The organism is Streptomyces sp. T39 (assembly GCF_008042045.1).
In the GTDB taxonomy this organism is placed as follows: Bacteria; Actinomycetota; Actinomycetes; order Streptomycetales; family Streptomycetaceae; genus Streptomyces.
On sequence record NZ_RDBP01000032.1, the window covers coordinates 1 to 11,120 of the forward strand.

Sequence of the window (11,120 nt, forward strand, 5' to 3'; positions counted from 1 at the left end):
TCTTCCGCTTCAAGGGCCCCTTCGGCGCTCACTGGGAGAACATCTCCGCCGGCGCCATCCTCGTCATCCTCCCCACCCTCCTGCTCTTCCTCTTCCTCCAGCGCTACATCTACAACGGCTTCACCAACGGCGCGACGAAATAGCCTGTCCGCAGGGCCGGTTCACGGCCGCGGTGCCCGGCAGTGGTGCGCCGGGTACCGCGGCCGTGAACCGGCCCTGCGGACAGGCTATTTCGTCGCGCCGTTGGTGAAGCCGTTGTAGATGTAGCGCTGGAGGAAGAGGAAGAGCAGGAGGGTGGGGAGGATGACGAGGATGGCGCCGGCGGAGATGTTCTCCCAGTGAGCGCCGAAGGGGCCCTTGAAGCGGAAGAGCGCGGTGGAGATGGTGCCGAGCTCCTGGGACGGCATGTAGAGGAAGGGGATGTAGAAGTCGTTGTAGACGGTGATGCCCTTGATGATCACCACGGTGGCGACGGCGGGTTTGAGCATCGGCAGGATGATCTTGCGGTAGATGGTGAAGGAGTTGGCGCCGTCGAGGCGTGCGGCTTCGTCGAGGGAGACCGGGATGCCGCGGATGAACTGGAGGAAGATGTAGATCGACACGATGTCGGTGCCCATGTAGAGCAGGATCGGGGCCCAGCGGGTGTCGAAGAGCTCGAAGCTGTTGATCACCTGGAAGGTGGCGACCTGGGTGGTGACGGCGGGGACGAGGGTCGCGATCAGGAACAGGGCCATGACGAGCTTCTTGGCGCGGAAGTGGAAGCGGTCGATGGCGTAGGCGGTCATGGAGCCGATGATCACGGTGCCGGTGATCGAGAAGAGCAGGATGAACGCGGTGTTCCCGAAGGCGGTGAGCATGTTGCCGTCGGTGAAGGCCGTGGCGTAGTTGGAGAAGTTGAGCCAGTCGCCCGGCAGGGACATCGCCCCGCCGTCGGCGACCTCCTTCGACGTCTTCAGCGAGGTGAGGAAGACGACGGTCAGCGGGAGCAGGACGACGAGGGCGGCGGCGACCAGGGAGAGGTAGACCAGGACGCTGCCGAGCGGGAGCCGGCGCCGGGCCCGCGGGGCCCTGTCGTCGAGCACGGGGGTGCGGGTTGCCGGGGTCATGCGAGGTCCACCTTCTCATCGGGCACGAGGCGGCGCTGGATCCAGGTGATGAGCAGGATGATCAGCAGCAGGACGACGGCGGCCGCCGAGGCCAGACCCGTCTTGTTGAACTGGAAGGCGAGCTTGACCGTCTGGATGACGAAGGTCGAGGTGCCGGTGGCGCCGCCGGTCATGATGTACGGGATCTCGAAGACGGACAGTGATCCGGAGATCGCGAGGATGATGCTGAGGCTCAGCACGGGCTTGATGCTCGGGGCGATGATGTGGCGGAACTGCTGCCAGCGGGTGGCGCCGTCGAGCTGGGCGGCTTCGTAGAGCTCGCCGGGGACGGACTGGATCGCGCCGAGGAACAGGACGAAGTTGAGCCCGGTGAAGCGCCAGACCGACACGCCGGCCAGGGAGGTGTTCGCCGAGGTGGGGTCGCCGAGCCAGGCGTGGTCGGGGTCGGCGCCGAACCAGGACAGGACCGAGTCGAGGGTGCCGCCGTCCTGGAAGAAGTACAGGAACACGAAGCCGATCGCCACACCGTTGATCAGGTAGGGGAAGAACAGGATGCCCTTGAACAGGTTCCGGAAGCGGAGGCTGAAGCTGAGCACGGTCGCGAAGTAGAGCGCGACCACGATCTGCACCACCGACGCGGCGAGGTAGTAACCGCTCACGAAGAACACCCGGAACAGCTCGGGACGGGTGAAGATCTGCGTGTAGTTGTCCACGCCGGTGAAGTTCCGGTCCGGACTCACACCGTCCCAGTCCGTGAAGCTGTAGAACACCATGTTGGCCACCGGCACATAGGTGAACGTCACCAGGAACACCAACGGCACCACCAGGAAGAGCCACGGCGTCAGGCGCTGCAGCAGCCGTCGCCTCGTGGTGTCCCCCGGCCGGTGTGTGCGGGGGCCGGCGGTTCGCCGGGCGGCTCTCCCTCCCCGGGAGTCCGCGGCGTGCGGTGCCTTCGCGGTCACCGTCTCGGTCGTCTCAGTCATTCTCGCGGCCTTTCGTCGTCCGCTGGCGCGGCAGGCTGAAGGGCCCCGGCCGGTGTCGCGCGGCCGGGGCCCGCCTCCGCCGGGTGTCAGGAACCGGCGGTCTTCGCTGCCTCGTCCCACTTCTTGTCGAGGTCGGCGAAGAAGTCCTCCACGCTGCCCTTCTGGGCGCCGCGCGCGATGTCGATCAGCTTCTGCCGGTAGTCGGGCTTGTTCAGGCCGATCTCGGCGGCGTTGTCGATCGCGTTGACCTCGCCCGTCTTCGCCTCGGAACGGTCCAGGAACGTGACATCGTTGTCAACGAAGTCCTTGAGCGTGGCGGGCATCTCCGCCGCCTTCACCGCGGAGATGGCGCCCTCCTTGGCCGCGTAGCCGGACTTGTCCGTGAACCAGTCGATCCACGCGCGGGCCGCGTCCTTGTGCTCGGAGTGGATGTTCACGGCCTGCTGGTAGTCGGAGCCCACCATCGCGCAGTACCTGCCGTCCTTCTGTGCGGGGAACGGCATGTACCCGATGTCCTCGGGGCTGGTGCCGGCCTTCTTCGCGGCGTCCTGCATCTGCGTGATCGCCCACGAGCCGAGCTGCATCGTGGCGATCTCGCCCTTGGCGATCATGCCCTTGGACGCTTCCCAGTTGGTCGTGGAGGGGTCCTTCTCGGAGAGGCCGCCCTTGACCGTGTCGTGCAGCAGGGTGTCGATCAGCCGCAGCTCGCCGCCCTCCTTCCACGGGGAGACCGCGCCCGCCAGCTTGTCGCCCGCCGCGCCGTCGCAGCTGACCGAGCCGACGTTGTTCGTCCAGGAGGTGAGCGGCCAGGCGTCCTTGAAGTTGGTGTAGTACGGGATGGCGTCGGTCTTCTCGGCGATCGCCCTCAGCCCGGCGAGGAACTCCTCCGGCGTCTTCGGCCACTCCGTGACACCGGCCTCCTTCCAGACGGCCTTGTTGTAGACGAAGCCGTTGGTGTTGCCGAACTGCGCCACACCGTAGACCTTGCCGCCGACGTCGGTCTTGTCGGTGAAGCGGTACTTCGGGGCCAGGTCCGCCGTGTCGCCGAGGGGGGCGAAGAACTTCGGGTAGTCGTTCTTGGCGATGACGGCGGGGATCATCAGGACGTCACCGTAGTTCTCGGTGTTCATCCGGATCTTGACCTCGCCCTCGTAGTCGGTGAGGCCCTCGAACTCCACCTTCACCTTGGGGTAGGTCTTCGCGAACTCGGCCGCGTACTCCTTCATCACACCGTTCTGGACGAGGTCCGTACGGTGGGTGAGCACCTTGATGGTGCCGGACACCGAAGCCGGGTCCGTGGGGGCCGCGGCGGTCTCCTTCGACGCCGTGCCTCCACCGCTGCACCCCGCGACGGTCAGTGTCGCGAGAGCGAGGAACGCGCCCGCGAGCGCCTGCTTCTTCCCCATGTGTCCAACTCCTTCAGGATGGTGCGGCTCGGAACTGTGGGTGGGATGCCGGAACTATGGCAGGGAGTGCCTGAACCGGTAAAGCTCTGATTTCCACTACGATGCGCAATCGTTACCGGAGTGCGACGGTGGGGCGGTGGAAGAGGGTTTGAGTCGCCGAGACGGGGGCGGTCGGTTGACTAGACCGGTTTATGGACATGGCGTGATGCGGCGGTTAGGTTGTGCAACGTCGTACACAACACCGGCCTGCGCCAGGCGATTGGAGCCGCACCATGAAGGACGTCACCCCGCTCACCGACGGCTGGAGCCTGCGTCACGGCGATGCGCTGCTCCCCGCCGTGGTCCCCGGCTGCGTCCACACCGATCTGCTCGCCGCGGACCTCATACCGGACCCCTTCACCGGTCTGAACGAGAAGGAGGTCGCCTGGATCGGCCGCAGGGACTGGACCTACCGGACGGACGTCGCCCACGACAGCGGCCACGAGCGCACCGACCTCGTCTTCGAGGGCCTCGACACCGCCGCGCGCATCACCTTCGGCGGCCGGGACCTCGGCACCACGCGCAACATGCACCGCACGTACCGCTTCGACGCCACCGGGCTGACCGGTGAGCTCCAGGTGCACTTCACCTCGGCCTACGACGAGGCCGAAGCCGTCCGGCAGGTGACCGGAAGCCGGCCCAACGTCTACCCGGAGCCCTCCCAGTACATCCGCAAGATGGCCTGCAACTTCGGCTGGGACTGGGGACCGACGCTGGTCACGGCCGGCATCTGGCGTCCGGTGCGCCTGGAGCACTGGTCCACCGCGCGCATCGCCTCGGTCCGCCCGCTGGTCACCGTCGAGAACGGCACGGGCCGGGTCGAGATCCGCCTGGCCGTCGAGCGCACGGCCACCGGCGCCGGCCGCGAACTGACGGCGCACGCCTCGGTGGACGGCCGCCGCGCGCAGGCCGCCTTCGAGGGCGACGAGGCCGTGATCCGCCTCGACGTGCCCGGCGCCCGTCTCTGGTGGCCCCGCGGCTACGGCGAACAGCCCCTGTACGACCTGGAGGTGTCGCTCGCGGCGGACGGCGCGGAGCTCGACGCCTGGCAGCGGCGCATCGGCTTCCGCACCGTCGAGCTGGACCGCTCCGCCGACGAGCACGGCACCGGGTTCACCCTCGTCGTCAACGGCGAACGCCTCTTCGCCCGCGGCGTCAACTGGATCCCCGACGACGCCTTCCCCACCCGGATCACCCCCGAGCGCTACCGCACCCGCCTCGCGCAGGCCGCCGACGCCAACATCGACCTGGTCCGCATCTGGGGCGGCGGGATCTACGAGGACGACGCCTTCTACGACGCCTGCGACGAACTCGGCCTGCTGGTCTGGCAGGACTTCCTCTTCGCCTGCTCCGCCTACCCCGAGGAGCAGCCGCTGCGGGGCGAGATCGACGCCGAGGCCCGCGACAACGTTGTCCGACTGATGCCGCACCCCAGCCTGGTGCTCTGGAACGGCAACAACGAGAACCTGTGGGGCTTCCGCGACTGGGACTGGGAGCCGGAGCTCGCCGGCGACTCCTGGGGCGAGGGCTACTACCTCGGCCTGCTGCCCCGGATCGTCGCCGAACTCGACCCCACCCGCCCCTACACCGCGGGCAGCCCCTGGTCCGGCTCCTGGGACCACCACCCCAACGACCCCGCGCACGGCACCCACCACTCCTGGGAGGTGTGGAACCGCCAGGACTACGCCGAGTACCGGGCGGACGTGCCCCGGTTCGTGGCCGAGTTCGGCTGGCAGGCCCCGCCGGCGATGGCCACCCTTCGCCGCGCGCTGCCCGGCGAGGAACTCGCGCCCGACTCGCCGGGCATGCTGCACCACCAGAAGGCCGAGGACGGGAACGGCAAGCTGAACCGCGGTGTCGCCCGCCACTTCGACCTCCCCGAGGGCGACTTCGACCGCTGGCACTACCTCACCCAGGTCGTCCAGGCCCGCGCCGTCGCCGCCGGCATCGAGCACTGGCGCTCCCACTGGCCGGTGTGCGCGGGCACGGTCGTCTGGCAGCTCAACGACTGCTGGCCGGTCAGCTCCTGGGCCGCGATCGACGGGGACGGCCGTCTCAAGCCCCTCCACCACGAACTGCGCCGCGTCTACGCGGACCGGCTGATCAGCCTTCAGCCCGCCGGCGAGGGCGAGAGCGGCCCGGTGCTCGCCGTCGTCAACCAGGGCTCCGGCACCTGGCGGACCGCGGTGACCCTGCGCCGCCTGGAGGCCGACGGCGGCGTGCTGGGCGAGGAGGTGCTGGAGGTGAGGGCCGCCCCCCGGTCCGCGGTGCGCCTGGCGGTGCCCACCGGGCTGCTGCCCGACGCGGACTCCGGCAAGGAACTCCTGGTCGCCGACGCCGACGGCCTGCGCAGCGTGTTCCTCCCGGTGCCCGACAAGGACTTCGCCTACCCGAAGCCCTCCTACGACGTCACGGTGGAACCGGTGGCCGGGCAGAGCGATAAGCTCGACGTCGTGGTGAGCGCACACACCCTCCTGCGGGACCTTCTCCTCCAGCCCGACCGCCTCGGCCCCTCCGCCGCGGCCGATCAGGGCCTGCTGACGCTGCTCCCCGGTGAGCGGACCCGGATCCGTGTCAGCGGCAGCGGCCCCGTCACCGAGGCGGACGTACGCGCGGCGCTGTTCTGCGTGGACGTGGTGTGAACAGCCCGGCACGCGTCACCATCAAGGACGTCGCCGCCCGCGCCGGAGTCTCCAAGGGCGCGGTCTCGCTCGCGTTCAACCAGAAGCCGGGCGTCTCGCAGGCCACGCGGGAGCGGATCTTCGAGGCGGCCCGGGAGCTCGGATGGGCGCCGAACGTCACCGCGCGCAGTCTGTCCAGCCAGCGGGTCGACATCCTCGGCCTGGCCCTGTGCCGTCCCGCCCGGCTGCTGGGCCTCGAACCGTTCTACATGGACTTCATCTCCGGCATCGAGAGCGTCCTCGCCGAACGGTCGTGCTCGCTGCTGCTGCGTCTGGTGCGGGACCTCGACGAGGAGATCGAGCTGTACACCACGTGGTGGCGCAGCCAGACGATCGCCGGTGCCGTCCTCGTCGACTTCCACGAGCGCGATCCGCGGGTGCCGTCCCTCCAGGCCATCGGGCTCCCCGCGGTCGCGGTCGGCCACCCGTCGCTGACCGGCGGTTTCCCCACGGTGTGGACGGACGACGCCACGGCCGCCGCGGAGGCCGTCCGCTACCTGGCGGCCCTCGGCCACCGGCGCATCGCCCGCGTCGGCGGGCCGGCGGGTCTCGGGCACAGCGCCATCCGCGCGGCGGCGTTCGCCACCACGATGCGCGAACTGGGTCTGGAGGAGGGGCGGCAGATCGCGACCGGGTTCGACGGCAAGGAGGGCGCCAGGGCCACCCGTTCCCTGCTGCTCTCCGCCGAGCGGCCCACGGCCATCGTGTACGACAACGACATCATGGCCGTCGCGGGGGCGGGCGTCGCCGCCGAGATGGGCTTCGTCGTCCCCGACGACGTGTCCCTGCTCGCCTGGGACGACTCCCAGCTGTGCCGCATCACCCACCCCACCCTGTCGGCCATGAGCCACGACGTGCACCACTTCGGTGCCGAGGTGGCCAGGACGCTCTTCGGGGTGATGCGGCACAGCTGGGAGTCGTCCCAGGCGAGCAGGGACACGTCGTCGGGGACGACGAAGCCCATCTCGGCGGCGACGCCCGCCCCCGCGACGGCCATGATGTCGTTGTCGTACACGATGGCCGTGGGCCGCTCGGCGGAGAGCAGCAGGGAACGGGTGGCCCTCCTCCCCCGGGAGGCCCCCGCCTCCCCTGCGCCGCGCACGCTTGCTCACCGGAAGAGGCCCCCGCCTCTTCCGCGCATGACATTCCGGTTGGTGCCGGGCTGTGCGGACAGCCCACCCCGCCGGCAGCGGACACACGTGTCCTGCCGGTTCTCCGAGGAAACACGGAAACCCGTCGAAACCCCGGGTGCTCCCCACACCCGAAGCGCCTTACCGGGCTCCTGTAATCGATCACCCCCACGTCCGGCGCGGGGACGCGAATGCTGGTCTTCCGTAGCGCCGGACCTAAAGATCGTTTGACGGTCGCGTCGTGCCCGAACAGCTGAAGCACGGTCAATCTAGACCATCGGGACGAGTATGGAGAGAGGATGTGTGTAATTCGTGTTCAAGCTTTGCGAGTTGATCCATGGCACGGTCATATTCATGTGACGCGTGATGCCGATGGGACTTCGGCAGCCCGCCGCACCGGGCGCGGCACCGGGCGGAGATGATCGGTGAGCTGCGACGGAGCCCTCACGGCCCCGGTTCGGCGACCACCCGGCCGCCACAGCCCCCTCGGCACCCGGCATCGGTGCCGGACAGCCCGGAGGAACCGCATGACCCGCACCACACCGCCGCGTCCCGTCGATGCCGAGGCGCTCTTCCCCGCCCTCGCCGCCCACCGGCGGACCGCGACACGCCTGCACCCGCGCCCGGGTGCGCCGACGGCGCAGGAGAGCTCGGTCGCCGGGCCGCTGCTGTGGCCCGCCGGTGAACCGTGGCCGGTCTGCACCGCGGTCCACCCGAAGGGCACCGGACACCTCCTGTCCGACGTGCGCCGGCGGCGGCGCATCCAGGACGGGGCGCGGGGCCGGGAGTTCACCGGCGAGGAGCTGCGGATCCTGGAGGGCATGACGTCCGGCACGCACGCCCCGGAGCTGGGCGACGCCGACCCGCTGCCGCTCCTCGCCGTGGCCCAGCTCCGGACCCGTGACGTGCCGGACCTCGCCGGGCCGCACGGACACGACCTGCTCCAGGTGTTCTGGTGCCCCTTCGAGGTGCACGGCCCGGACCGCACGATCGACGTGGTCCTGAGGTGGCGGCGGTCCGAGGACGTCGGCCCCGTCCTGACGCCGCAGCCCGAACCGCCGGTCGCCGGCCGCGAGGAGTGCGTCCCGACCACCTGCGTCCTCCACCCGGAGCAGGTCCTCGAGCACGAGTACCTCGGCCTGCTGGACGAGGACCTCCAGGAGGAGATCGCCGACTGGGAGGAGGGCCTTCTCGACGAGGACGGAGACGGGGACGAGGACGGGGAGGGGGGCCGGGACGGGGAGGACGCCCCGGCACCGGAGCGCTACGCCGGCTACGAGGAGTACGAAGCGGCCATGGCGGCCGCCCGGGCCGGGGAGCCGGACGAGATCGACTACATGAGCGACCTCTCCGTCGCCCCCGGCTGGAAGGTCGGCGGCTACGCCTCCTGGCACCTCACCGGCCCGGCGCCCGTGGACTGCCCCCGGTGCGGGAACGCCATGCCGCCGCTGCTCACCGTCCACACCTGGGAATGCGACGGCGCCTCACGCAGCTGGCTGCCCGTCGAGGACCGGGCGGAGGACATGACGGCCGTCGTCCCCGTGGGGGTGTACCTCGGCCGCGGGCTGATGCGCATCCACACCTGCCCGGACGACCCGGACGTCCCGCACCGGCTCAGTTTCCAGTGACCGCGGCCGGGAGACGCCCAACAGCGTGCGGTCCGCCCGTACCCGCCCGGGTACCCGGGCGGGCACGCGGCTCAGCCGGGCAGCGCCCAGCGCTGGTTCGCCCCGCCGGTGCAGTCCCAGATCTGGAGCCAGGTGCCGTCGGCGGAGGTGTTGCCGGTGACGTCGAGGCAGCGGCCCGATGCGGGGTTGCGCAGGGCGCCGGTGGACCCGTCATGGCGCCACTGCTGCGCGGCGGAGCCGTTGCAGTCCCAGAGCTGGACGGGTGTGCCGTTCGCCGTGGCGCCTCCGGCGATGTCGAGGCACCTCCCGGAGTGGGGGTTGCGCACGGTGCCGTCGCCCGCCGCGGACCAGGTCTGGGCCACACCGGGTGCGCAGGTGTAGAGCTGCACGACGGTGCCGTTCGCCGTGCCGGAGGCCCGTGCGTCCACGCATTTCGCGGCCAGACCCGTGATGGCGCCGGTGGTCGCTGCCGAGGAGGGTGCGAACTCGCCCTGGTTCAGCACCCGGGGGTGGAAGTACGCGGCCTGGGTCTCGGCGTCGGTGTTGTTGCCGCGCAGATGCTCGGACCACATCATGAACCACGCCCACTGGGGCTGGGATTCCAGCAGTGAGGCGGTCGGCATCTTGCCCGTCTCGGCGAGGGCCATCGGCTTGGTCCCGGCGATGCTCCGCATCTGCTGGTAATCGGCCGCACTGGGGTGGTTCTTGTACCAGACGTCCAGCGAGACGACGTCCGCGTACCCGTCGCCGGGATAGTAGTGCGACCAGCCGCCGGCCGGATTGTCCTGCACGTTCCAGACCCAGATCAGATTGTCCAGCCCTCGGGTGCCGGCGAGGTGGTCCCGGGTGATCTGATAGAGGCGTGCGCTGCCGCCCGGGCCGGGCCGGTTTCCCCACCAGTTCCAGGATTCGTTCATTTCGTGCAGGGGGCGGAAGAGCACGGGGATGCCGGCGTCCTTCAATTGCCGGAGATAGGGGACGGCCTCGTCGAGGCGCTGCTTCCACGCGGAGTTGAGCGCCGTTCCCTCGGTGACGGTCTGGGTGAACTGCGCGTCCGTGATCCGCGACTTCACCCCGCCCTCGAAGGCGCAGCTGCTGCCGCCGGTCGGCGGGCAGACGTGCCAGGTGAGGCTGACCAGCGAGCCGTTGGCCCATTCCGTCTTCGCCTGGTCCACGACCCGCTGCCGGTTCGCCACGTCCGCAGCGGTGAACATCAGGTCGCCGCCCCACAGGCCCGGGTACTGCCCGGTGACGTCCTTGACCTGCTGGGTGTACTGGCCCGGCGCTGAGGCCGGTTCCTTGTTGTGCTGGCCCGAGATGATGTGATTCCCGGAAATCGAGCGCAGATGATTGAGCACGTTCGCCTTGGGAGTCGGCGGGAATGCCTGCGCGTCGTCACTCGCCGGCCAGACGAGTAACGCCGCCACAAGAGCGGTGGCGGCCGACGCGGAGAAAAGGAGATGCCGGATTCGGGGCATGGTGGATTCCGTCTTCCGTGATCCGCTGGGAGGGTGGAAAGGGATACCTCTTCAGATGTCGAAGATGGCCGCCCGCTCCGTTCCCGTCAACGGTCGCGTTCGTTTGGCAACGACCCGGCCGGTTTCTTTGCCAAACCCATTCCTAAACTCTGCCGGAATTCCCGGCGTTTGGGTCGCATGTGCGTTTCGCGCACGGGTGGGGCGGCGCCCTCGACGCCGTGCGCGGGCACGGTGCGGCGGGCGAACCGCAGATGCCCGCGGCGGACGGTCGTGGCGATGTGGGCGGCGGCGGAGAGAAGGCGGAACCGGCGGCGGGGCTCCCACCCGCGGATTTCGCCGGTAGGAGCGGATGCCGTCCTCGGCCCGCGCCCGCCGGCTGTCGTAGCTCCGGTGCCGCGATCGGCAGGGCGGTGGTGTTGGTGGCGAAGCAGGTCAGCCGCAGTCCATCGGCGTCGGTGATGCGCAACTGTGCGCCCGGGTGCGGCCGTTCCTCCCGCACGATCAGCCGCAGTCCCTTCGGCCAGCCCCTCGGGACCTCGCCGGACAGTTCGGCGACCCGGGCGCCGTCGCGGACCTGCCCGTCCCGTTCGATGGCCGGGGTCCAGTCCGAGGCCGGAACCAGGAGCACGGCACGGTGGATGGCCTCGGTGACGGTCGTGCCGACCGAGT

At 69.8% G+C, this 11,120-nt stretch carries 6 protein-coding genes and 4 pseudogenes; 4 read left to right on the top strand and 6 right to left on the bottom strand.

Going from position 1 to position 11,120, the window contains the following annotated elements; translation table 11 throughout:
* Positions 1–143 (top strand): annotated as a pseudogene (locus tag EAO77_RS40240) (carbohydrate ABC transporter permease); the annotation flags it as partial.
* An 84-nt stretch (positions 144–227) separates the two neighbouring features.
* Here EAO77_RS40240 and EAO77_RS21675 read toward each other — a convergent pair.
* The 3 genes from EAO77_RS21675 to EAO77_RS21685 form a co-directional block, all read right to left on the bottom strand.
* Positions 228–1,106: a carbohydrate ABC transporter permease gene (locus tag EAO77_RS21675; protein ID WP_147989966.1), complete on the bottom strand. Its 879-nt coding sequence runs from the start codon at positions 1,104–1,106 to the stop codon at positions 228–230.
* The gene (locus EAO77_RS21680; protein WP_147989967.1) at positions 1,103–2,089 is read right to left on the bottom strand and encodes a carbohydrate ABC transporter permease; all 987 of its coding nucleotides are present in this window, start codon (positions 2,087–2,089) and stop codon (positions 1,103–1,105) included. Before EAO77_RS21680 ends, EAO77_RS21675 begins: the two co-directional genes overlap by 4 nt.
* Positions 2,090–2,175: 86 nt before the next feature.
* Positions 2,176–3,495 carry an ABC transporter substrate-binding protein gene (locus EAO77_RS21685; RefSeq protein ID WP_147989968.1) on the bottom strand — a complete coding sequence of 440 codons (1,320 nt, stop codon included), beginning with the start codon at positions 3,493–3,495 and terminating at the stop codon, positions 2,176–2,178.
* A 272-nt stretch (positions 3,496–3,767) separates the two neighbouring features.
* Here EAO77_RS21685 and EAO77_RS21690 point away from each other — a divergent pair, with 272 nt between their 5' ends.
* Positions 3,768–6,176 (top strand): glycoside hydrolase family 2 protein, encoded by a 2,409-nt coding sequence (locus EAO77_RS21690; RefSeq protein WP_147989969.1) that lies wholly within the window; start codon positions 3,768–3,770, stop codon positions 6,174–6,176.
* Positions 6,173–7,117, top strand: a pseudogene (locus EAO77_RS21695) (LacI family DNA-binding transcriptional regulator); the annotation flags it as partial. The gene EAO77_RS21690 and the pseudogene EAO77_RS21695, both read left to right, overlap by 4 nt.
* A gap of 53 nt (positions 7,118–7,170) precedes the next feature.
* Here the strand turns inward: EAO77_RS21695 and EAO77_RS41420 are convergent.
* A pseudogene (locus tag EAO77_RS41420) lies at positions 7,171–7,317 on the bottom strand (LacI family transcriptional regulator); the annotation flags it as partial.
* A 555-nt stretch (positions 7,318–7,872) separates the two neighbouring features.
* On the opposite strand from EAO77_RS41420, the gene EAO77_RS21705 reads away from it, so the two are divergent.
* Complete coding sequence (locus EAO77_RS21705) at positions 7,873–8,973, top strand: hypothetical protein (protein ID WP_147989970.1); 1,101 nt, start codon at positions 7,873–7,875, stop codon at positions 8,971–8,973.
* Between the two features lie 71 nt (positions 8,974–9,044).
* Here the strand turns inward: EAO77_RS21705 and EAO77_RS21710 are convergent, their stop codons facing one another.
* Both EAO77_RS21710 and EAO77_RS41425 read right to left on the bottom strand, forming a co-directional pair.
* Positions 9,045–10,451: a glycosyl hydrolase gene (locus EAO77_RS21710; protein WP_147989971.1), complete on the bottom strand. Its 1,407-nt coding sequence runs from the start codon at positions 10,449–10,451 to the stop codon at positions 9,045–9,047.
* Between the two features lie 236 nt (positions 10,452–10,687).
* Positions 10,688–11,120, bottom strand: a pseudogene (locus tag EAO77_RS41425) (IS1380 family transposase); the annotation flags it as partial.

Coding starts and splice junctions, on each gene's coding strand:
- EAO77_RS21675 (WP_147989966.1), bottom strand. CDS start 1,106: ATGACCCCGGCAACCCGCACCCCCGTGCTCGACGACAGGGCCCCGCGG.
- EAO77_RS21680 (WP_147989967.1), bottom strand. CDS start 2,089: ATGACTGAGACGACCGAGACGGTGACCGCGAAGGCACCGCACGCCGCG.
- EAO77_RS21685 (WP_147989968.1), bottom strand. CDS start 3,495: ATGGGGAAGAAGCAGGCGCTCGCGGGCGCGTTCCTCGCTCTCGCGACA.
- EAO77_RS21690 (WP_147989969.1), top strand. CDS start 3,768: ATGAAGGACGTCACCCCGCTCACCGACGGCTGGAGCCTGCGTCACGGC.
- EAO77_RS21705 (WP_147989970.1), top strand. CDS start 7,873: ATGACCCGCACCACACCGCCGCGTCCCGTCGATGCCGAGGCGCTCTTC.
- EAO77_RS21710 (WP_147989971.1), bottom strand. CDS start 10,451: ATGCCCCGAATCCGGCATCTCCTTTTCTCCGCGTCGGCCGCCACCGCT.